Source organism: Bradyrhizobium sp. HKCCYLRH3099, from assembly GCF_051167855.1.
Taxonomy (GTDB): Bacteria; Pseudomonadota; Alphaproteobacteria; order Rhizobiales; family Xanthobacteraceae; genus Bradyrhizobium.
Genome location: NZ_JBNPTW010000001.1, coordinates 913,367 through 934,224, shown reverse-complemented (window position 1 = coordinate 934,224; position 20,858 = coordinate 913,367). Strand labels below are relative to the sequence as shown.

At 66.1% G+C, this 20,858-nt stretch carries 18 protein-coding genes; 7 read left to right on the top strand and 11 right to left on the bottom strand.

The window, feature by feature from the left end; genetic code table 11:
- Positions 1-76 precede the first annotated feature (76 nt).
- The 3 genes from paaC to paaE all read left to right on the top strand — a co-directional run bounded on the left by paaC (position 77) and on the right by paaE (position 2,538).
- Positions 77-853 carry a 1,2-phenylacetyl-CoA epoxidase subunit PaaC gene (gene paaC, locus ACQR1Y_RS04345; protein ID WP_434875281.1) on the top strand — a complete coding sequence of 259 codons (777 nt, stop codon included), beginning with the start codon at positions 77-79 and terminating at the stop codon, positions 851-853.
- On the top strand, positions 847-1,350 hold the full coding sequence (paaD, locus tag ACQR1Y_RS04340; protein WP_434875282.1) for a 1,2-phenylacetyl-CoA epoxidase subunit PaaD: 504 nt from the start codon (positions 847-849) through the stop codon (positions 1,348-1,350). Before paaC ends, paaD begins: the two co-directional genes overlap by 7 nt.
- 108 nt (positions 1,351-1,458) lie before the next feature.
- Positions 1,459-2,538 carry a 1,2-phenylacetyl-CoA epoxidase subunit PaaE gene (paaE, locus tag ACQR1Y_RS04335; RefSeq protein WP_434875283.1) on the top strand — a complete coding sequence of 360 codons (1,080 nt, stop codon included), beginning with the start codon at positions 1,459-1,461 and terminating at the stop codon, positions 2,536-2,538.
- A 252-nt stretch (positions 2,539-2,790) separates the two neighbouring features.
- Here paaE and paaK read toward each other — a convergent pair whose 3' ends face one another.
- Both paaK and paaI read right to left on the bottom strand, forming a co-directional pair.
- Complete coding sequence (paaK, locus tag ACQR1Y_RS04330) at positions 2,791-4,113, bottom strand: phenylacetate--CoA ligase PaaK (RefSeq protein ID WP_434875284.1); 1,323 nt, start codon at positions 4,111-4,113, stop codon at positions 2,791-2,793.
- Between the two features lie 20 nt (positions 4,114-4,133).
- Positions 4,134-4,595: a hydroxyphenylacetyl-CoA thioesterase PaaI gene (paaI, locus tag ACQR1Y_RS04325; RefSeq protein WP_434875285.1), complete on the bottom strand. Its 462-nt coding sequence runs from the start codon at positions 4,593-4,595 to the stop codon at positions 4,134-4,136.
- A 242-nt stretch (positions 4,596-4,837) separates the two neighbouring features.
- Here paaI and ACQR1Y_RS04320 point away from each other — a divergent pair, with 242 nt between their 5' ends.
- Entirely contained in the window at positions 4,838-5,884 is a 1,047-nt protein-coding gene (locus tag ACQR1Y_RS04320; protein ID WP_434875604.1) for a YeeE/YedE family protein, read from the top strand.
- Positions 5,885-6,063: 179 nt separating this feature from the next.
- On the opposite strand, the gene ACQR1Y_RS04315 is transcribed toward ACQR1Y_RS04320, so the two are convergent.
- The 6 genes from ACQR1Y_RS04315 to ACQR1Y_RS04290 form a co-directional block, all read right to left on the bottom strand.
- On the bottom strand, positions 6,064-7,281 hold the full coding sequence (locus tag ACQR1Y_RS04315) for a bifunctional alpha/beta hydrolase/OsmC family protein (protein WP_434875286.1): 1,218 nt from the start codon (positions 7,279-7,281) through the stop codon (positions 6,064-6,066).
- 962 nt (positions 7,282-8,243) lie between these two features.
- Positions 8,244-8,609 carry a hypothetical protein gene (locus ACQR1Y_RS04310; RefSeq protein WP_434862056.1) on the bottom strand — a complete coding sequence of 122 codons (366 nt, stop codon included), beginning with the start codon at positions 8,607-8,609 and terminating at the stop codon, positions 8,244-8,246.
- Between the two features lie 311 nt (positions 8,610-8,920).
- Positions 8,921-9,583, bottom strand: coding sequence for a sulfite oxidase-like oxidoreductase (locus tag ACQR1Y_RS04305; protein ID WP_434875287.1), 663 nt, complete (start codon positions 9,581-9,583; stop codon positions 8,921-8,923).
- Between the two features lie 40 nt (positions 9,584-9,623).
- Positions 9,624-10,949, bottom strand: a complete 1,326-nt coding sequence (locus ACQR1Y_RS04300) for an MFS transporter (protein ID WP_434875288.1) — start codon at positions 10,947-10,949, stop codon at positions 9,624-9,626.
- 390 nt (positions 10,950-11,339) lie between these two features.
- Positions 11,340-12,761, bottom strand: coding sequence for an amidase (locus tag ACQR1Y_RS04295; RefSeq protein ID WP_434875289.1), 1,422 nt, complete (start codon positions 12,759-12,761; stop codon positions 11,340-11,342).
- A gap of 79 nt (positions 12,762-12,840) precedes the next feature.
- The gene (locus ACQR1Y_RS04290) at positions 12,841-13,617 is read right to left on the bottom strand and encodes an SDR family oxidoreductase (RefSeq protein ID WP_434875290.1); all 777 of its coding nucleotides are present in this window, start codon (positions 13,615-13,617) and stop codon (positions 12,841-12,843) included.
- 166 nt (positions 13,618-13,783) lie between these two features.
- Here ACQR1Y_RS04290 and ACQR1Y_RS04285 point away from each other — a divergent pair, with 166 nt between their 5' ends.
- Entirely contained in the window at positions 13,784-14,857 is a 1,074-nt protein-coding gene (locus ACQR1Y_RS04285) for a tartrate dehydrogenase (protein WP_434862051.1), read from the top strand.
- A gap of 294 nt (positions 14,858-15,151) precedes the next feature.
- On the opposite strand, the gene ACQR1Y_RS04280 is transcribed toward ACQR1Y_RS04285, so the two are convergent.
- The 3 genes from ACQR1Y_RS04280 to ACQR1Y_RS04270 all read right to left on the bottom strand — a co-directional run bounded on the left by ACQR1Y_RS04280 (position 15,152) and on the right by ACQR1Y_RS04270 (position 18,496).
- Complete coding sequence (locus ACQR1Y_RS04280; RefSeq protein ID WP_434875291.1) at positions 15,152-16,063, bottom strand: NAD(P)-dependent oxidoreductase; 912 nt, start codon at positions 16,061-16,063, stop codon at positions 15,152-15,154.
- Positions 16,064-16,286: 223 nt separating this feature from the next.
- Positions 16,287-17,537, bottom strand: coding sequence for a Zn-dependent hydrolase (locus tag ACQR1Y_RS04275; protein ID WP_434875292.1), 1,251 nt, complete (start codon positions 17,535-17,537; stop codon positions 16,287-16,289).
- A complete protein-coding gene (locus ACQR1Y_RS04270) occupies positions 17,534-18,496 on the bottom strand; it encodes a LysR family transcriptional regulator (protein WP_434875293.1) in 963 nt (320 codons plus the stop codon). Before ACQR1Y_RS04270 ends, ACQR1Y_RS04275 begins: the two co-directional genes overlap by 4 nt.
- 113 nt (positions 18,497-18,609) lie before the next feature.
- On the opposite strand from ACQR1Y_RS04270, the gene ACQR1Y_RS04265 reads away from it, so the two are divergent.
- Together ACQR1Y_RS04265 and ACQR1Y_RS04260 are read left to right on the top strand one after the other, a co-directional pair.
- Complete coding sequence (locus tag ACQR1Y_RS04265; protein ID WP_434875294.1) at positions 18,610-19,428, top strand: putative hydro-lyase; 819 nt, start codon at positions 18,610-18,612, stop codon at positions 19,426-19,428.
- Positions 19,429-19,509: 81 nt separating this feature from the next.
- Positions 19,510-20,754 carry an ABC transporter substrate-binding protein gene (locus tag ACQR1Y_RS04260; RefSeq protein WP_434875295.1) on the top strand — a complete coding sequence of 415 codons (1,245 nt, stop codon included), beginning with the start codon at positions 19,510-19,512 and terminating at the stop codon, positions 20,752-20,754.
- Positions 20,755-20,858 lie beyond the last annotated feature (104 nt).

The window sequence follows — 20,858 nt, the reverse complement described above, 5'->3', positions numbered from 1 at the left end:
TGCTCGGATGTATTCCTGGATTGCTTCGCTGCGCTCGCAATGACGGAGGTCGTAGCGAGCTGACCGGATCTCAACCATGACCGTACCCTCGATCACCGTTTCCGAAACGCCGCTGGTGCTCTACACCTTGCGTCGCGCCGATGATGCGCTGATCCTCGGCCATCGCCTGTCCGAATGGTGCGGCCACGCGCCCATGCTCGAGGAGGACATGGCGCTGTCCAACATGGCGCTCGATCTGATCGGCCAGGCGCGCGAGCTCTATGGCTACGCGGCGAAGGTCGAGGGCCGCGACAATGACGAGGACAAGCTCGCTTATCTTCGCGACGTCAGGCAGTACCGCAACCTGCTGCTGGTCGAGCGGCCCAATGGCGATTTCGCGCAGACGATGGTGCGGCAGCTGTTCTATGCCGCGTTTGCCGATCTGTATTGGCGCGGCATGATGGGCTCGACCGATGCGACGCTCGCCGCCATCGCGGCCAAATCGGAGAAGGAGTGCGCCTACCATCTGCGCCACGCCAGCGAATGGGTGATCCGGTTGGGTGATGGCACCGACGAGAGCCATGCCCGCGCGCAAGGAGCGGTCGACGATCTCTGGGCGTATACCGGCGAGATGTTTAGCGTCGATGAGGCCGAGCGCGGCCTGATCGATGCCGGCATCGCGATCGATCCGACGATGCTGCTGCCGGAATGGCTCTCGATCGTCTCGCATGTCGCGCGCGAGGCGACGCTCGTGCTGCCCGAGAACGACTGGATGCAGCAGGGCGGCCGCGATGGCCGCCACAGCGAGCATCTCGGCCATCTCCTCAGCGAGCTGCAATACATGCAGCGCAGCTTCCCCGGTGCGACGTGGTAGTCGCCAACACCAGCCCGGCCGAACTGCGCCAGCGCGCCTGGGAGGCGGCGGCGGCGGTGGCCGATCCGGAAATTCCGGTGCTGACGATCGACGATCTCGGCGTGCTGCGCGCGGTCGAGGTGGTTGGCGATCGCGTCGAGGTCGCGATCACGCCGACCTATTCCGGCTGCCCGGCGATGAACATGATCGCGCTGGAGATCGAGCTGGCGCTGGAGCGCGCCGGCTTTCGCGATGCCAGCGTCCGTACTGTGCTGTCGCCGGCGTGGACGACGGATTGGATGAGCGAGGAGGGCCGCCGCAAGCTGCGCGCCTACGGCATCGCGCCGCCGCAGCCGTCGAGCGGACGCCGCGCGCTGTTCGGCGTCGCCGAGGTGGCTTGCCCGCAATGCGGCTCGGTCGATACCGAGCAGTTGGCCGAATTCGGCTCGACGTCCTGCAAGGCGTTGTGGCGCTGCAAATCGTGCCGCGAGCCGTTTGATTATTTCAAGTGCCACTGATGCAGCCACAGCCGTCATCGCGAGCGCAGCGACGCGATCCAGGGGCACGACCGGAGCCCTGGATTGCTTCGTCGCTTCGCTCCTCGCAATGACGTGGGGATAGGTTCGATGTCGATAACGCCACGCTTTCACCGTCTCGCCGTTCGTGACCTGCGCCGTGAGGCGCCCGATGCGGTGTCGTTGACCTTTGCAGTTCCGAGCGAGCTTGCGGCCGACTATCAGTTCGCGCCCGGGCAATATCTCACGCTGAAGACCACGCTCGGCGGCGAAGAGGTTCGGCGCTCCTATTCGATCTGCTCCGGCCCCGATGACGACGAGATCCGCATCGCGGTGAAGCGCGTCGATGGCGGCGCGTTCTCCAGCTTCGTCACCGACGAGTTGAAGCGCGGCGACGAGATCGACGTGATGACGCCGACCGGCCGGTTTGGCGTGGCGCTCGATCCGGCGGCGGCGCGGACCCATGTCGGCTTCGCGGCGGGATCGGGCATCACGCCGATCCTGTCGATCGTGAAGGCCGTGCTCGCGCGCGAGCCGGACAGCCGCTTCTTCCTGTTCTACGGCAACCGCACCACGGCGGGCATGCTGTTTCGCGAGCAGCTCGAGGAGCTGAAGGACCGTTTCCTGAACCGCTTCTCGGTGTTCCACGTCATCTCCGGCGAGGAGCAGGATCTGCCGATCCTGCACGGGCGTCTCGACGGTGAGAAGGTGCGCGTGCTGCTGCGCTCGCTGGTGCCGGCGGAGACCGTGGATCACGTCTTCATCTGCGGCCCCACCGGTATGAGCGAGGACATCGAGGCCGCCTGCCGCGCGCTCGGCATCGCCGACGACCGCGTCCATGTCGAACGCTTCGTCTCCGGCGCCGGCGGCAAGCCGCGGCCGAAATTGGTTGTGCCGGACTCGGCTCCGCCCAAGGCGATCGCCGCCCTGATCATCGACGGCAAGCGCCGCGAGGTGCCTGTCGCCGAGGGCGAGGCCATCCTCGACGCCGCGCTCCGCGCCGGTGTCGATCTGCCTTTCGCCTGCAAGGGCGGCATGTGCTCCACCTGCCGCGCCAAGCTCTCCGAGGGCAGGGCCGAGATGGAGCTGAACTACTCGCTCGAGCCGTGGGAATTGCAGGCCGGCTTCGTGCTGACCTGCCAGGCCAAGCCGGTGACGGAGCGGGTGGTGGTGGACTACGATCATATGTGAGAGGGTGCGCCACCACTGATACTCCTCACCCTGAGGAGCCCGCCAGAGGCGGGCGTCTCGAAGGGCGAGGCCCGGATTGTGGCCTCATGGTTCGAGACGCGCCGCGCACGACCACTTGTGCAGAGTGGCTGCCTGATCGGCGCGGCGCTCCTCACCATGAGGGGCAACAGCAGGCGGCACTGCACACCGACCATGAACATGCCGAGAGGGGCGTGTTCATGGAGAGGGTTGAGACTGCGGCGCTCTGATCCATCACTCCATCGGCCGCTTGTCCTTGATCCGCTTCGCCTTGCCCGCCGAGCGCTCCAACGTATCGGGCGGCACCGCCTTCACCTTCGCCGTCACGCCGATCGTGTTCTTGATGTGGATCGAGATCCGCTCCGCGTGCTCGCTTAAGCCCGTCTCGTCCCAATGCTCCGGCCGCGACTCCGCGTAGATCGTCAGCTCGTCCATGCGGCCTTCGCGCGTCAGCTCGAGCATGAAATGGCCGCCGCACCATTCGGTGGTCAGCAGGATCTCCTCGATCTGTGACGGGAACAGGTTGACGCCGCGCAGGATGATCATGTCGTCGGAGCGCCCCGTCACCTTCTCCATGCGTCGCATGCCGGGGCGCGCGGTGCCCGGCAGCAGCCGCGTCAGGTCGCGGGTGCGGTAGCGGATCACGGGGAAGGCTTCCTTGGTCAGCGAGGTGAACACCAGCTCGCCCATCTCGCCGTCGGGCAGCACACGGCCGGTGTCGGGGTCGACGATCTCCGGATAGAAATGATCCTCCCAGATGTGCAGACCGTCTTTGGTCTCCAGGCACTCCTGCGCGACGCCGGGGCCGATCACTTCGGACAGGCCGTAGATGTCGGTGGCGTCCATGGCGAACGCATCCTCGATCTCGGCGCGCATCGCGTTGGTCCAGGGCTCGGCGCCGAAGATGCCGATCCTGAGCGAGCTCTGGCGCGGGTCGAGGCCCTGGCGCCTGAACTCGTCGAGGATCGCCAGCATGTAGCTCGGCGTCACCGTGATGATGTCGGGGCGGAAATCGTTGATCAGCTGCACCTGCCGCTCGGTCATGCCGCCGGAGATCGGCACCACGGTGCAGCCGAGCTCCTCGGCGCCGTAGTGGACGCCAAGGCCGCCGGTGAACAGGCCGTAGCCATAGGCATTGTGGATGATCATGCCGCGGCGGCCGCCGGCGGCGCGGATCGAGCGTGCCATCACGGAAGACCAGGTCGCGATGTCCGTCTTGGTGTAGCCGACCACGATCGGCTTGCCGGTGGTCCCGGAGGAGGCGTGCACGCGCACCAGCTGCTCGCGCGGCACGGCGAACATGTTGAACGGATAGTTGTCGCGCAGGTCGGTCTTGACCGTGAACGGAAACTTGGCGAGGTCGGCGAGCTCGCGGAAGTCCGAGGGATGCACGCCGGCCTTGTCGAACGCCTGCCGGTAATGGGCGACGTTGTCATAGGCGTGCTTCAGTGACCAGGCGAGGCGCCTGGTCTGCAGCGCCATGATCTCGTCGCGCGAGGCGCGCTCGGCCGCGTCCATCTCGGGCACGTAGCTGCCGGCCGATTGATGCTTGGTCATGGGTCAGGTCCTCCGGCGGATCAGCTTGCGGTCTCTCGCGCGCCGGTCGGCACCAGCGTGCCGCCGATGCTGCGGGAATGGCCGCGGAATTCGGCGATGACGGTCTCGCCGGCGGTGACACGGACGTCGTAGATGCCGGAGCGTCCGCTGCGCGAGACTTCGCGGGCGCGAGCGGTCAGGACATCGCCGAGCTTGCCCGGCCGGATGAAGCTGATGCTGCCCTGTGCCGCGACGGTGCGGTCGTTATGCGAGTTGCAGGCGAACGCGAAGGCGGAATCCGCCAGCGTGAAGATGAAGCCGCCATGGGCGATGCCATGGCCGTTGACCATGTGCGGCTGGATTGTCATCCGCAGGGTCGCGCGGCCCGGACCGATCTCGACGATCTGCATGCCCAGCCCCTGGCTGGCGCGATCGTCCTGCCACATTGCATCCGCGCAGGCCCGGGCGAGGGCGTCGGGAGAGAGGGGTGCCGCTCCGCTCATTGGCCGGCCTCCGGCCGTGCGCAAGCCAAGACCGGCGCATGAGGATGCGCTTCTGAAACCACGGCGTTCTCTCCCGGTGATGCTTGTTGGAACAAGCATTCTGAACTAGTTAAGCGCGATATCGTGGCGAATATTCCGCGCGCGTCAAGCGAAAGCGAAGCTTGCGCAGCCCGTGTGCCGCCGCCCTTTTTCCGCAACCAGAAGGACTCCCGCGCGTGCCGGAAGCTGCTGATGTGGCCATCATGGCCGGCCTCGGGATTGGCCTCGTCTATGGCGTGGTCGGACTGCTCAGCGGCTTCTGCATGATGAGCAGCCTGCGCGGCTGGTGGGCGGACGGCGACGGTCGGCTGGTGCGCACCTACGCGCTGGCGATGGGCATCGCGGTGGTCGCCACGCAGCTGCTCGCGGCCAATGGCGCCGTCGACCTCGGCAAGTCGATCTATCTGCAGCCGACGTTCTCGCTGCCGTTGATGTTCGCCGGCGGCGTCCTGTTCGGCTACGGCATGGTGCTGGCCAATGGCTGCGGCTCGCGCGCGCTGGTGCTGCTGGGACGCGGCAATCTGCGCTCCTTCGTCGTTGTCACCGTGCTGGCGATCGCGGCGGAGATGACGCTGAAGGGCCTGATCGCGCCGCTGCGTATTGTGCTGCTGCAGGGCTCGCAGACCAATGCGACGGCGACGTCGCTGCCGGCGCTGCTCTCGATCGGTGGCCTGCACGGCGCACCGGCGCGGCTGCTGCCGGCGCTCGCGCTCGGCGGCGCGCTGCTCGTCTTCGCCTTTGCGCATGCACCGTTCCGGCGCGCGCCGGGGCAGATGCTCGCGGGCCTCATCGTCGGTCTGCTGATCGCCGGCGGCTGGTTTGCGACCGGATATCTCGGCGCTGATGATTTCAACCCTGTGCCGGTGGCATCCCTGACCTTCGTCGCGCCGATCGCCGATGCCCTGCAATACGTGATGCTGTCGACCGGCTCGACGGTGAATTTCGGCATCGCGACCGTGGCCGGCGTATTGGCCGGCAGTCTCGTGACCGCACTCGTCACGCGCCGCTTCAAGCTCGAAGGCTTTCACTCGCCGCAGCACATGCTGCGCTCGGCCGGCGGTGCCGCGCTGATGGGCATCGGCGGCGTGATGGCGCTGGGCTGCTCGGTCGGGCAGGGGCTCACCGGGCTCTCGACGCTGGCGCTGCCGTCGTTCGTCGCGATCGGCGGGATCTTCATCGGCACGGCGGTGGGTTTGCGTGGGGCGCTGCGCGTGAGGCCGTTGAAGATCGAACCGCAGCCGGCGCATTAGTTCAACTCCGTCGTCCCCACCGTCATTCCGGGGCAATCGTCGATGCGCGCTCGCGCAGCGGCGATTGAACCCGGAATCTCGAGATGGTCAGACATGAACGCAAGACAATCTCGGGATTCCGAGTTCAAGGCCTTGCGGCCTTGCCCCGGAATGACGGTGGGTGGGACGCGGTCGAATGCTCACTCCGCCGCGCGGGTGACGAGGCGGATCTCCGAGGTGAGCGTCCGGTGCACCGGGCATTTGTCGGCGATCTCCATCAGCTTCCTGCGCTGCTCATCATCGAGCGCGCCGTCCAGGTGGATCTCGCGTTCGAGCTGATCGATCAGTCCGACCTTGGTCTCGCATTCCGCGCAGTCCTCCGCGTGGATCTTGCTGTGGCGCAAGGTCACGGTAATGCGATCGAGGGGCAGGAATTTGCGGTCGGCATAGAGTCGCATCGTCATCGAGGTGCAGGCGCCGAGCGCGGCGAGCAGCAGATCATAGGGGCCTGGACCGGTATCCTGGCCGCCGACCGAGAGCGGCTCATCGGCCGTGAGACTGTGTGGGCCGAGCGCGATGCTTTGCTGCAGCTTGCTGGAGCGGGTCTCGCGCACGACGACGTCGCGCGGACCATCCGTGGTGGCGGGCTCAGGCGTTGCCGGCGCGACATAGCGGCTGGCCCAGCTCGCGATCACCTCCGCAATGTAAGCGGCATCCTGCTTGTTGCTGATCAGATGATCGGCATGGTCGAGCGAGATGAAGCTCTTCGGATGCTTGGCGGCGACGAAGATGTGGGTCGCGTTGTCGATCCCCACGGTGTCGTCGACGGGCGAGTGCATCACCAAGAGCGCCTTGTGCAGATGCTTGACCTTGTCGAGCAGGCGCTGCTCGGCGACGTCGTCGAGAAACGAGCTGCTGATGCGGAACGGGCGGCCCGCCAGCGACACCTCAGCCGAGCCGTCGCGGCGGATCGCTTCGAGGCTGTCCTTGAACATGTCGGTGACATGCGCCGGATCGGACGGAGCGGCGATCGTCACCACGGCCTTCGCATCCGGGATGTCGCCGGCCGCGGCGAGCACGGCGGCGCCGCCGAGGCTGTGGCCGATCAGGATCGACGGCGCCTGCCGGGTCTCGTGCAGATGATCGGCGGCGCGGACGAGGTCGGCGACATTGGAGGAGAACGTCGTGTTGGCGAAATCGCCCTCGCTGGAGCCGAGACCGGTGAAGTCGAAGCGCAGCACCGCGATGCCATGCGCCGTCAGCGCCATCGCAATGCGCCGCGCCGCATGCGTGTCCTTGCCGCAGGAGAAGCAATGCGCGAACAGCGCATAGGCGCGCGGCGACCCGTCGGGCAGGTCTAGGGCCGCGGACAGTTTGTCGCCGCTTGCGCCTTCAAACTGGAAACGTTCGGTCGGCATGATGATCCTCCCATCGTTGCGTCCGCCTGCGGCGATGACGCCGCATGGTCTCACATTGTCATATAGCAGATCGGCCCTGCATGCGTCGGTGCACTGAAGCGACCGGCAGCTCTCGCGCGGCGCCTGGACTGCTTCGCTTGCGCTCGCAATGACGCCGTAGCGGGCAGCGGACGCTTCACAAACTCCGTCATCGCGAGCGCAAGCGAAGCGATCCAGGGGCTCAGCAATCACGCGATGACGTCAGCAACGACACCCCGTGCTGCGTCTGCATCAACCGCGGATATGATGGTGCCATCTCGCGGCCTGCGCGGCCCGAGTTGTGCGGATCGTCGCGCCTCTCACAAGCGAGAGGGCGCAGGGAAGGTCGGGAGCCTGCCGCCCCCATGGCCCGCCTGCGGAAAAAGTGCAGGCGGCAGGTACCACAGGTTCGGCCAAAGGACATCCCGGCCTTCCCTGCGCAATGGTTGGAACGGCTTATACGTGCTCTCTCCGGGGAACGGCTGTCTTGCCCCCGTCACCGCGATGCACGTCATTGCACCGCGATTTGACGCCAGCGCCGCGGCGTCAAGACCACACGATTTCGCCGTGCGCACCGGACCGTTCGTCCGCATGGAGACCCACGCTGCGACCCGCTACGCCCACCGCATCCCGCGCTCTACGTCCGTGACGATCGCGATCCGTCCCTCTGCAACGAGGCGGGATGGCGGGGAGTAAATCACGATTTTCAGAAATGGTCAAGAGGGAGTTTGGGCAGGGCTTGCGCGCGCCTGTCTCCGCATCGTCATGGCCGGGCTTGTCCCGGCCATCCACGTCGCTCGGAGTGCTCGGACCGACGTGGATGCCCGGGACGAGCCCGGGCATGACGGAGTGACTCACTGACGGATCGTTCGTTGAGACAGCCCGTTATCTCTCCATGCGATTGATCTGCGGTCTGATTGACCGACAATATCGCACGCGAAGCGTCACTCCCGCTCAGGGATCAGCTCGATCACCTGTTCGCCGTTCCGGATCGCCGTCGGCAGGTCCTGGGCGACGAGATCGGAAATCCATCGGACCAGCGTCGGAAGGCCTTCCTCCTTCGCCAGCTTGCGAAGCGGGGGCAGGTCGCGCTCGTGCGCGGTGCCGACCTTGATGTTGAGGCGCTCATAGGGAATGTCGCCGTCGGGCGGCCGGTAGCGCGCGTCGAACAGTCGCCTTCCGTGGCTGCGCACGAGATGGATGCGGATGCCGCCGAGATCCTGCGCGGTCAGCGCGGCGAGGATGACGGAAGGCTTCAGCAGATACCCATAGCCCTTGGGAATCTTGCCGGTCTCTGAGGTGAACTCCATGCTGGGTCTCTGGCACGTTCGGATATGACGATCAGATCGTCAGCCTGCTGGTCATGACTGCGCCCTCTCCCCTTGTGGAAGAGGGCATGTAGGAAAGTGCTGCGGGCTCGGTTGGGTGAGGGGTATGCCGCGAGCGAGGTATTCGTGGAGAGAGACCCCTCACCCAATCGAATGATTGGATAGGCCGGAGATGCCCTCTCCCACAAGGGGACAAGGCGCTGTATCGCGCAGCCGCTCTGGAATGTTAGCAGCGATTCGGCGAGTAGGGCGGGCAAAGCTACGCGTGCCACCCCACGAGTCGGTTAGGCCCATCACTCCGAATAGCGCTGCTCGGCCCAGGGGTCGCCGCGGTTGTGATAGCCGCGGACTTCCCAATAGCCGGGCTTGTCGGCCTCGAGAAACTCGATGGCCTTCAGCCATTTCGCGCTCTTCCAGAAATACAGATGCGGCACGACGACGCGGACCGGGCCGCCATGCTCTCCCGTGATCGGCGCGCCGGACCAGCTGTGCGCGAGCAGGGCGTCCTCAGCGGCGAAATCCTCCAATGTCAGATTGGTTGTGTAGCCGTCATAGGAATGCAGCACGACGAAATTGGCGGACTCGCGCGGCCGGCAGGCGGCGAGCAGGTCGCGCGTTGCGAGCCCCTCCCACTGATTGTCGTAGCGCGACCAGGTCGTGACGCAATGGATGTCGGAGACGAACTGGCGTTGCTCCTGGGCGAGGAACGCGGGCATATCCCAGAACAGCGGATTCTCGACCGCGCCGTAGACGTCGAGCCGCCAGCGCTCGCGCGTAATGGTCGGCGTCAGGCCGAGGTCGAGCACCGGCCAGTCGCGGGTCAGATGCTGGCCGGGCGGCAGGCGCTCATCCTCCGGCCGCACGATCCGGCCGGTCAGGAATTTGCCCTCGCGCGCCCAGCGCTCCTTGCTGCGGGTCAGCTTGCTCTCGGGCGGCAGCCCGGATTCGTCGGCCATCTCAGCACCTCGTCAGTCTGCGGGGATCATCCATGCAGGCTCATTCATGCCTGTGCATGGCGGACGCATGCTTGGTGTCGCGCATGGTCGCATAGATCAGCAGCGAGAGGAAGATGACGCCCGACAGGTAATAATAGAACCAGGTCTCGTGCCCGATGCTCTTGAAGTACAGCGCGATCGCAGGCGCAGTGCCGCCGAACAGCGACACGGTGATCGCATAGGGCAGGCCGACGCCGAGCGCGCGGATGTTGGTCGGGAACAGCTCGGCCTTCACGACCGCGTTGATCGAGGTGTAGCCGGCGGTGAAGATCCAGGCGCCGCAGATCAGCAGGAAGGCTGTCAACGGCTCCTTGGTGCCCTTCAGCGCGGTCAGGATCGGGATCGTCGACAGCGTGCCGGCGATGCCGAAGAAGATCAGGAGCGGCTTGCGGCCGATGCGATCGGAGATCGCGCCATACAGCGGCTGCAGCACGCAGGCGAACAAGAGCGAGCCGAAGATCACCATCGTGGTCTGGTCCTCGGTCAGGCCGACCGAGAGCTTGACGAAGGTCTGCATGTAGGTGGTGAAGGTGTAGAACGCCGCGGTGCCGCCGGCAGTGAGGCCGACGACGAGCAGGAGCTCGCGCGGATATCTGAACAGGGCGGCCATCGAGCTGGACGAGCCCGCCTTCTTCTTCGCCTCTACGAAGGCTTCGGTTTCGTGCAGATTGCGCCGCATCACCGCGACGAAGATCGCGAGGCAGGCGCCGATGAAGAACGGGATGCGCCAGCCCCAGGCCTTCAGCTCGTCCGTGGTCAGAAACACCTTCTGCAGCAGCAGGAGTACGATGATCGCGGTGAGCTGGCCGCCGATCAAAGTGACGTATTGGAAGCTGGAATAGAAGCCGCGATGCTTGGCGTCGGCGACTTCCGACAGATAGGTGGCGCTGGCGCCATATTCGCCGCCGAGGCTGAGGCCCTCGATGACCCGGGCGAGCGCCAGGATGATCGGCGCGGCGATGCCGATCGTGGCATAGGTCGGCGTCACCGCGATGATCAGCGAGCCGAAGCACATGCAGAGCACGGAGACGGTCAGCGACAATCTGCGGCCATACTGGTCGGCGAGATAGCCGAACAGCCAGCCGCCGAGCGGGCGCATCAGGAAAGTCGCGGCGAACACCACGGCGGCGTTGAGCTGCTCGACGACCGGGTCCTTCGAGGGAAAGAAGGCGGGTGCGAAATACAGCGCGAACGCGGTGTAGGCGTAGAAATCGTACCATTCGACGAGGTTGCCGGCGGAGCCGATCAGGATCGCCTTGATGCGGCGCTCGACGTCGGCGATCGACGTGGCGGGCTCTACGGCAGGCTCGATCGCCTGGTCTGTCATTTCCGGTCTCCGGGCAAGCATGATTTTCCGGCCCTTCTACGGAAGCCGCGGCCATTGCCAATATGGAATAAGGGCGGGGGTGGTATGTTCCTGATGGCGGAACTTTATGCGCCCGGAGGAATCGTGCGAAGGGGCCTCGCCCTTCGAGACGCCCGCCTTCGGCGGGCTCCTCAGGGTGAGGGATGAGAGTCGTTGCGAAGATCGCAAGGGGGAGCCGCCGGTCGCGCGGCTCTCTCTACGGGCGCTGCCTACTGCAATCCGCAGCGTCGACGTCGAACTCGACCCTCATGGTGAGGAGCGCCGAGGGCGCGTCTCGAACCATGAGGCCACCGTCCGGGCCTCACCCTTCGAGATGCTGCTGCGCGGCTCCTCAGGGTGAGGAGGTCAACATCACTTCGGCGCGCGGGGATCGATCGGGGTGGAGCTGGCGACGCCGAGGATGTCTTCCAGCACCTTGGCGCCCGCCAAGAGGCCGGCGTCGTTGCGCGGGCGGGCGATCACCTGCAGGCCGACCGGCAGGCCGGAGGCGGTGAAGCCGCAGGGCAGCGACAGCGCCGGGCAGCAGGCGAGCGTGATGGCGTAGACGATGCCGAGCCATTGCACGTAGTTGTCGAATGTGTGCCCCGCGCATTCGGCGACGTAGCGGTTCTCGACCGGGAAGGGCGGCACGATGGTCGCCGGCGCCAGCAGCAGGTCATAGGTCTCAAAGAACTTCACCGCGCGCGCGGTGATGGCTACGCGCTGAGCCTCGGCGCGCGCGATCTGCGCGACCGTGAGCTTCAGGCCTTCCTCGATGTTCCAGATCACCTCGGGCTTGAGCAGGTCGCGCTTGGTGCGCAGCAGCTCCTGCTTGCTCATCGCGAAATCGAGCGCGCGCAGCACGTGGAAGCATTCATGCGCCTCGCTGAAATCCGGATGCGCCTCCTCGACGATGACGCCGAGCTCGGCGAAGCGCTGCGCCGCCTTGCGGGTCACGGCGATCACTTCGGGATCGACCGGCGTGATGCCGAGATCGGGCGAGTAGGCGATGCGCACCGGCTTCTTGCCTGAGCGGGCCGCCGCCAGGAACGAGGTCGCGGGCGAGGGCAGCGAGATCGGGTCGGCGGCGAGTTCGCCGCTCATCGCGTCGAGCAGCAGCGCGAGGTCTTCGACGGTCCGGGCCATCGGGCCCTGGACGCCGAGGTTGCGGTCGACGGCGACCGCCGGCGTATGCGCGACGCGGCCGAAGCTCGGACGCAGGCCGACGATGCCGCAGAAGCTCGCAGGGTTGCGCAGCGAGCCGCCCATGTCGGAGCCATGCGCCAGCCAGGCCATGCCGGTGGCCAGCGCGACCGCGGCGCCGCCGGAGGAGCCGGCGGCCGAGCGGGACGTGTCCCAGGGATTGCGCGTCGCGCCGAACACCTCGTTGAAGGTGTTGGCGCCGGCGCCGAACTCCGGCGTGTTCGACTTGGCGTAGATCACGCCGCCATTGGCTTCGAGATGCTCGACCATGAGATCGGAACGTTCCGGAATCCGGTCCTTGAAGATCGGCGAGCCCTGCGTCGTCAGCACGCCGGCGACGTCGGTGAGATCCTTGATCGGGACAGGCAGGCCTGCGAGCAGGCCACGTTCGCCGGCCGGCTTCTGCATCAGCGCCTTGGCGGAGTCGCGCGCGCGGTCGAAGCACAGCGTCGGCAGCGCATTGACCTTGCCGTCGACCGCCTTGATGCGCGCCTCCAGCGCGTCCAAGCAATCGAGCGGGGTGACCTCGCCTGATTTCAACTTGTCGACGACGGCGCAGGCGGTCTCGCGGATCAATCCCTGGTCGGCCAAAGCTTGGTTCTCCTGATTGGAAGCATCCCGGCGCCGTCTCGTAGACCACGTTTCGTCTGGTGTGGAAAGGTCGCTGCGCTCAACCCCACCCTGCGCTGATGCCGCCATCGACGGTATAGATCACGCCCGTGGTGTAGCCGGCGCGGTCGGACGCCAGGAACGCCATGAGGTCGGCAATCTCGCGCGGATGGGCCGGGCGGCCGAGCGGCAGGCCTTTCTGGAATTCCGTGTAACGGCTCTCGTCGCCGAACTGCTGTTTGGCGCGGGTCTTCAGCAAGGTGACGTGGCGGTCGGTGCCGACCGGGCCCGGATTGATGCCGACGACGCGGATGTTGTCGGCAAGGCTCTTGGAGCCGAGCGCGCGGGTGAAGGCCATCAGCGCCGCGTTGCCGGCGCTGCCGCAGATGTAGTTGGCGTCGAACTTCTCGCCCGCCGCCCCGATGTCGTTGACGATGACGCCCGAGCCGCGCGCCTTCATCTGCGCGTACACCAGCCGCGTCAGGTTGATGAAGCCGAACACCTTCAGGTCCCAGGCGTGGCGCCACGCCGCCTCGTCGATCTTGTCGATCGGCCCGCCCGGAATGTCGCCGGCATTGTTGACGAGGATGTCGATGTCGGCCGCCTCATGCGCCAGCCGCGTGACATCCTCGCTCTTGCGCAGGTCGACCACGTGCGCCGCCGCATCGATCTGGTGCTTGGAGCGGAGCTGCTCGACCAGCGCCGAGAGCCGGTCGGCGCTGCGCGCCGCGAGCCGGACGTGGCAGCCTTCCTCGGCGAAGGCTTCGGCGGCCGCGGCGCCGATGCCCTTGGAGGCGCCGGTGATGAGAACGCGCTTGCCGCGCAGGTGAAGATCCATGGCAACTCTCGCTGAATATGAGGAGACCGGATTGTCTCCGATTGTCTTGCGCGTCAGCCATGCGGTCAATCCCGCACCGCAGCGTTGCGCTTATTGGCCGTTTGGTCCATTCAGGCGATCGACGATTTCGGCCGGGACAACCGGCGACAATGTGAGGATCCGCTCGATGAGCAAGAAGCCATATCGCATCGCAGTCATTCCCGGCGACGGCATCGGCAAGGAGGTCATGCCCGAGGGGCTGCGCGTGATCGAGGCTGCCGCCAAGAAGCACGGCGTCGCGGTGCAGTTCGACCATTTCGACTTCTCGAGCTACGACTATTACGAGAAGCACGGCCAGATGATGCCGGACGACTGGAAGACGCAGATCGGCAGCCATGACGCGATCTATTTCGGCGCCGTCGGCTGGCCGGCCAAGATCGCCGACCACGTCTCGCTGTGGGGCTCGCTGATCAAGTTCCGCCGCGAGTTCGATCAGTACGTCAATCTGCGCCCGGTGCGTTTGATGCCCGGCGTGCCGTCGCCGCTGGCGGGGCGCAAGCCCGGTGACATCGATTTCTGGGTGGTGCGCGAGAACACCGAAGGCGAGTACTCCTCTGTCGGCGGCCGCATGTTCCCGGACACCGACCGCGAGTTCGTCACGCAGCAGACGGTGATGACACGTACCGGCGTCGACCGCATCCTGAAGTTCGCGTTCGAGCTGGCGCAGTCGCGTCCGAAGAAGCATCTGACCTCGGCGACCAAGTCCAACGGCATCTCGATCACGATGCCGTATTGGGACGAGCGGGTCGAGGCGATGGCCAAGAACTATCCCGGCGTGAAGTGGGACAAGTACCACATCGACATCCTCACCGCGAACTTCGTGCTGCATCCGGACTGGTTCGACGTCGTCGTCGGCTCCAATCTGTTCGGCGACATTCTCTCCGATCTCGGCCCGGCCTGCACCGGCACCATCGGCATCGCGCCGTCCGGCAACATCAATCCCGAGCGCAATTTCCCGTCGGTGTTCGAGCCCGTCCACGGCTCGGCGCCCGACATCGCGGGGCAGGGGATCGCCAATCCGATCGGCATGATCTGGTCGGGCGCGATGATGCTGGAGCATCTGGGGGAGAAGACCGCGGCGCAGTCGATCGTCGGCGCGATCGAGCGGACGCTCGCCGAGCGGACGCTGCGGACGCGGGATCTCGGCGGGAATGCGGATACGGTCGCGTGCGGCAAGGCTGTCGCGGAGATGGTGGATTAGTTTCGTTGGCGTCGGTCGCCCCGGCGAACGCCGGGGCCCATAACCACCGGCCGTTGTTGTGGCTACCGGTCTCTGCCACCGTTCGCTCCTGATCAATCACGCGGTATGGGTCCCGGCGTTCGCCGGGACGACGGTTGTTGTTTGGGCCGCAGCTCGGCCCACAGCGTCATTGCGAGGAGCGCAGCGACGAAGCAATCCAGGGGCGTCGCGGGACTCTGGATTGCTTCCGCCGTCGCCCTTCGGGCTATGGCGGACACGTCGCTGCGCTCGCAATGACGGAGAAGGGAGCGGGGGCTACGTCTTCGCAACGCGGCGGCAGTGCTCCCAGGCGGCGTGGATCAAATTCTCGCTCGCCTCGGGCGTGCGGAAGGCGGAGTGCGCGGAGAGCGTCACGTTGGGGATGGTCGTCAGCACGTGACCGGCCGGCAGCGGCTCGGTGTTGAACACGTCGAGGCCGGCGTGGCGGATGTGGCCGGAGCGGAGTGCGTCGATCATTGCGGTTTCGTCGACGATGGCGGCGCGGGCGGTGTTGACGAAGATCACGCCGGGCCGCATCTGCGCGATGCGCTCGCGCGACAGGAAGCCGCGGGTGTCGTCGTTGAGCAGGAGATGCAGCGACACGACGTGGCTGGTCGCCAGCAACTGATCGAGTGACACGAACTCCACACCCGGATGGCTTTTCGGCGAGCGGTTCCAGGCGATCACCTTCATGCCGCTGCCGGACGCGATGCGCGCGACCTCGGCGGCGATGCCGCCGAAGCCGATCAGGCCGAGCGTCTTGCCGGTGAGCTGCATGCCGTCGTCGCGCAGCCAGTTGCCGGCGCGCATCTCGCGGTCCATCTGCGCGATGCCGCGGGCCGAGGCCCACATCAGCGCGATGGCGGCCTCCGCCACAGCGGTGTCGCCATAGCCCTTGATCAGGTGGACGGTGATGCCGAGCTCGGCGAGCTCGTCCGGGTTCATGTAGCTGCGCGCGCCGGTGCCGAGGAAGACGACGTGCTTCAGGTTCTTGCACTGCTTGGCGACATCGGTCGGCAGCGCGGTGTGGTCGACGATGCCGATCTCGGCGCCGTCGAGAATGGCCGGCCAGTCCTCCGGCTTGATATCGGGATCGAGATGCACGCGCATCTCGGGATCGCCGGGCTGGCGCTGGCGGTCGAAGATCTCGGCCAGTGAGTCGTTGGCGTCGATGAATACTCCGCGCACGGGGTGGTCTCCTCAGTTTGAGCCGAGCTAAAACCGCGAAGGCGGTGCGCTCCCTCCCCCCTTGTGGGGGAGGGTTGGGGAGGGGGGGGCCCAGGCGAAACCGCCCGTGGGGACCCCCACCCCCGACCCCTCCCCGCAAGGAGGAGGGGAGCTCAGTGTGCCCGCGCGATCGAGAGCTGTGTTCGACCAATGATAGTTGGAAGACGTCAGAACCAACAACCGGTCACGACGCCACGCCCGCCAGCGACAGCACCGTGTGTAGCAGCACATTCGCTCCCGCCGCGCAGTCGGACTGCGTGGCGTCCTCGAGCTCGTTGTGGCTGATGCCGTCCTTGCAGGGGACAAACACCATCGCCGCGGGCATGATGGTGTTGAGGTTGCAGGCGTCGTGGCCGGCGCCCGAGGTGATGCGGCGGTGCGAGTAGCCGAGCGTGCCGGCGGCGCGCTCGACGGCGTCGACCAGCTTGGGATCGAAATGCGTCGGCGGCTTGCGCCAGACCTGGTCGATCGCGATCTCGACCTTGCGCTTCTTCGAAATCTCGCCGGCGGCGGCGCGCAGGCTGGCATCGAGCGCCTCAAGCGTGTCGGCATTGGCGCTGCGGCAGTCGATGGTGAAGGCGATTTCGCCGGGGATGACGTTGCGCGAGGGATTGGCGATCACGGCCTCGCCGATGGTCGCCACCGCGTTCGGCCCGAGCTTGATCGCGATCTGCTCCAGCGTCAGCGCGAACTCCGACAGCGTCAGCAGCGCGTCGCGGCGCAGCGGCATCGGCGTCGAGCCGGCATGGCTCTCGAATCCCGTGATCTTGCCGTCGTACCAGAACACGCCCTGGCCGTGATCGACCACGCCGATGGTCTTGTTCTCGGCCTCCAGGATCGGACCCTGCTCGATATGCAGCTCGACGAAGCCCGAGAATTTCTGCGTGCCGACCTTGGTCTCGCCGCGATAGCCGATGCCATCCAGCGCCTCGCCGACCGTGACACCTTCCGCATCCTTGCGCGACAGAATGTCCTCGACGGTGAAGTCGCCGACATAAGCGGCCGAGGCCATCATCGCCGGCGCGAAGCGCGAGCCTTCCTCATTGGTCCAATTGACGATGCACAGCGGTGCGTCGGTCTCAATACCCGCGTCATTCAGCGTGCGGATCACTTCGAGCGCGCCGAGCGTGCCCAAAATGCCGTCGAACTTGCCCCCCGTGGGTTGGGTGTCGAGATGCGAGCCGAGCCCGACCGGCGCTTTCGACATGTCGCGACCCTTGCGCAGAGCGAACATCGAGCCGAGCGCGTCGACATGCACCTCGAGGCCGGCGTCCTCGCACGCCTTCCGGAACCAGTCGCGGACCTGCTTGTCTTCCTGGCTCAGGGTCAGCCGGCGCACGCCGCCCTTCGGCGTGCCGCCGAACTTGGCGGTCTCGTGGATGCTGTCCCAGAGGCGGGCGGAATCGATCTGCAGATTGGTGACGGCGCGGCTCATGCTTGAAATCCCTGTACTCCGGCATCCTGTCCATCGCGCGCCGCGACGAGCGCGTCAACCGATGCCGTGGGATGGCTGGCCGTCTGCGCCGTCCGGGCTGCGAGCTCGGCGACGCGTTCGATCGCGACCATCTCCGGCGACGACAGCCAGCTCGCGGTGAAGGTGAGCGGCGGAATCCGCAGGTCCGTCTTCAACTCCTGCAGTCGGCCGCTTTCGATCTCATGCGCCACGATCGCGGCGGGAATGACGGCGACGCCGAGGCCCTCGACTGCCATGTGGATCACCGTTGCCAGCGAGGCGCTGGCGTGCAGCCGCATCGGCGGCAGATGCGGGCGATTGAACAGCGAGCGCACATTGTCATAGGGCTGGGTGTTGCGCGGGAAGGTGATGATCGGGAAGCGCGCCATCTGCTCGGCCGTCACCACGCCCGTGCCGAAGCCGAGGGCAGGGCTGGCAAGGAAGCTGATCGGATAATCGCACAGCACGCGGCTGCGGATGCCCGACTCCGAGGGCGCGCCGAGCGCGAAGGCGAGCTCGATCTCCTGGGCCAAAAGCCGCGCGTGCAGATGCGGCGTGACGTCGACCTCGATCTCCAGCGACAGGTTCGGATAGCTCTCATTGACGCTCTTGATCAGCCGCGGCAGCCAGTCGTGCACAATGGTCTCGGCGACGCCGAGCCGGAGCACGCCGCGCATCGCCGAGCGGTCGCCAACCTCGGCCAGCATTTCCGCGCGCAGGCCGATCAGCTTCTCGGCATAGACCAGCATCTGCCGTCCGACCGCGGTCGGCGAGGCCACGCGATGGTCGCGGTTGAGCAGCTTGACGCCGAGCTCGCGCTCGAGCTGGGCGATGCGCTGGGAAATCGCCGGCTGGGTGGTATTGAGGCGCTGCGCGGCGCCGCGGAAGCTGCCGAGCTTGACCACCCAGAGAAAGGTCTCGATGGAACGGAAATCCAACATCAGGCCCGCCTCGGATCAATTTGTTTTATCGATCCTGATTAAAAACGAAGATTAGACTTTATAACATGGCTGATGTTGAGTGAGTTTGTCGAGATATTAGGCAAATGGCTCAAATGACTGTTTCTGCGGCATTGCAGCAATCGGCGGGCGGAGCAGAGCTTCTCCCCAGCCACCAGGCCCGTCTGGATTATCGCACCGGTAAGGGCTGGAGCACGGCCGGGGTTGCCAATGGCTTCGTCCAGGGCAATCTCGCGATCATCCCCGAGCAGTACGCCGGCGCCTTCCACCGCTTCTGCCAGCTCAATCCGAAGCCGTGCCCGATCATCGGCATGTCCGATCCGGGCAATCCTCATATTCCGGCACTCGGCGCCGATCTCGATATCCGCACCGACGTGCCGCGCTATCGCGTCTGGCGCGACGGCGAGATGGTGGAGGAGCCGACCGACCTGATGGCGCATTGGCGCGACGATCTCGTGACCTTCGTGCTCGGCTGCTCGTTCTCGTTCGAAGAGGCGCTGATGGCGGACGGCCTGCCGATCCGCCATATCGAGCAGGGCTGCCGCGTGCCGATGTATCGCACCAACATCGCCTGTACGCCGTCGGGGCCGTTCGCAGGTCCCATGGTGGTGTCGATGCGCCCGTTCAAGCCGGCGCAGGCGATTCGCGCGGTGCAGATCACGACGCGCTTTCCCGCCGTGCACGGCGCGCCGGTGCATCTCGGCCTGCCGGAGCAGATCGGAATCGCCGATATCAACAAGCCTGATTACGGTGACCCGGTGCCGGTGGGCGCGGACGAAATTCCCGTATTCTGGGCCTGTGGCGTGACTCCGCAGGCTGTCATCGCGGCGGCGAAGCTGCCGTTCGCCCTCACGCATGCGCCGGGGCTGATGCTGATCACCGATCTCCGGAACAAGGATCTCGCCGTCCTCTAATCAGGCAGCCATGCTGCTTATTGAGCCTTTACCGCCGACCTCAACCGCTTCATCGATGCGCTTTCATCAGAGGATCTTCTCATGACCATCACGCGCCGTAACGTCCTGCTTGGAGCCACCGCCGCCGCCGCCCTCGGGCCGATCGCCGCCCGCGCGCAGACGTCGGAAGTGAAGATCGGCGTCATCTATCCGTTCTCCGGCGCCAGCGCGCAGATCGGCGTCGACGCGCAGCGCGCGTTCGAGACCGCGGCCGAGATCATCAACGGCAAGTATGATTTCGACCTGCCGCTCGCCCGCACCGAGGGCCTGCCGGGCCTCGGCGGCGCCAAGATCAAGCTGGTGTTCGCCGACCACCAGGCCGACCCGCAGAAGGGCCGCGCCGAGGCCGAGCGCCTGATCACCCAGGAGAAGGTCGCCGCGGTCATCGGCTCCTATCAGAGCGCGGTCGCGGTGACCGCGAGCCAGATCTGCGAGCGCTACCAGATCCCGTATCTGTCGGCCGACAACTCCTCGCCGAGCCTGCATCGCCGCGGCCTGAAGTATTATTTCCGCGCCGCCCCGCATGACGAGATGTTCTCGCAGGCGATGTTCGACTTCTTCGATGCGATGAAGAAGAAGGGCACCAAGATCGACACGCTCGCGCTGTTCCACGAGGACACCATCTTCGGCACCGATTCGAGCAATGCGCAACTCAAGCTCGCCCAGGAGCGTGGCTACAAGGTCGTCGCCGACATCAAGTACCGTGCCAACTCGCCGTCGCTGTCGGCCGAGGTGCAGCAGCTCAAGGCCGCGAATGCCGACGTGCTGATGCCCTCCAGCTACACCACCGACGGCATCCTCTTGGTCAAGACCATGGCCGAGCTCGGCTACAAGCCGAACGCGATCGTGGCCCAGGACGCCGGCTTCTCGGAAAAGGCGCTGTATGACGCCGTCGGCGACAAGCTCGAAGGCGTGATCTCGCGCGGCTCGTTCTCGCTCGACCTCGCCGCCAAGCGGCCGATGGTCGGCAAGATCAACGACATGTTCAAGGCCAAGTCGGGCAAGGACTTCAACGACTACTCGTCGCGCCAGTTCATGGGCCTGATCGTGATGGCCGATGCCATCAACCGCGCCAAGTCCACCGACGGCGAGAAGATCCGCGACGCCCTGGCTGCCACCGACATGCCGGGCGAGGCGACCATCATGCCGTGGAAGCGGGTGAAGTTCGACGAGAACGGCCAGAACAACGACGCCGACCCGGTGCTGCTGCAATATGTCGGCGGCAAGTTCGTCACGATCTTCCCGACCCAGGCCGCCGTGGCGGAAGCCAGCTGGCCGATGAAGTAACGAACTCCCGCCCGAGGGGCGGGAAGACCATGGCGGAGCATCTGTCGTGCTCCGTCATTGCGAGGAGCGCAGCGACGAAGCAATCCAGGGGCCGCAGAGAAGGT

Bases quoted from the DNA above. Each gene is read 5' to 3' on its own strand.
- paaC (WP_434875281.1), top strand. From the start codon at position 77: ATGACCGTACCCTCGATCACCGTTTCCGAAACGCCGCTGGTGCTCTAC.
- paaE (WP_434875283.1), top strand. From the start codon at position 1,459: ATGTCGATAACGCCACGCTTTCACCGTCTCGCCGTTCGTGACCTGCGC.
- paaK (WP_434875284.1), bottom strand. From the start codon at position 4,113: ATGACCAAGCATCAATCGGCCGGCAGCTACGTGCCCGAGATGGACGCG.
- paaI (WP_434875285.1), bottom strand. From the start codon at position 4,595: ATGAGCGGAGCGGCACCCCTCTCTCCCGACGCCCTCGCCCGGGCCTGC.
- ACQR1Y_RS04320 (WP_434875604.1), top strand. From the start codon at position 4,838: ATGGCCGGCCTCGGGATTGGCCTCGTCTATGGCGTGGTCGGACTGCTC.
- ACQR1Y_RS04315 (WP_434875286.1), bottom strand. From the start codon at position 7,281: ATGCCGACCGAACGTTTCCAGTTTGAAGGCGCAAGCGGCGACAAACTG.
- ACQR1Y_RS04310 (WP_434862056.1), bottom strand. From the start codon at position 8,609: ATGGAGTTCACCTCAGAGACCGGCAAGATTCCCAAGGGCTATGGGTAT.
- ACQR1Y_RS04305 (WP_434875287.1), bottom strand. From the start codon at position 9,583: ATGGCCGACGAATCCGGGCTGCCGCCCGAGAGCAAGCTGACCCGCAGC.
- ACQR1Y_RS04300 (WP_434875288.1), bottom strand. From the start codon at position 10,949: ATGACAGACCAGGCGATCGAGCCTGCCGTAGAGCCCGCCACGTCGATC.
- ACQR1Y_RS04290 (WP_434875290.1), bottom strand. From the start codon at position 13,617: ATGGATCTTCACCTGCGCGGCAAGCGCGTTCTCATCACCGGCGCCTCC.
- ACQR1Y_RS04285 (WP_434862051.1), top strand. From the start codon at position 13,784: ATGAGCAAGAAGCCATATCGCATCGCAGTCATTCCCGGCGACGGCATC.
- ACQR1Y_RS04275 (WP_434875292.1), bottom strand. From the start codon at position 17,537: ATGAGCCGCGCCGTCACCAATCTGCAGATCGATTCCGCCCGCCTCTGG.
- ACQR1Y_RS04270 (WP_434875293.1), bottom strand. From the start codon at position 18,496: ATGTTGGATTTCCGTTCCATCGAGACCTTTCTCTGGGTGGTCAAGCTC.
- ACQR1Y_RS04265 (WP_434875294.1), top strand. From the start codon at position 18,610: ATGACTGTTTCTGCGGCATTGCAGCAATCGGCGGGCGGAGCAGAGCTT.
- ACQR1Y_RS04260 (WP_434875295.1), top strand. From the start codon at position 19,510: ATGACCATCACGCGCCGTAACGTCCTGCTTGGAGCCACCGCCGCCGCC.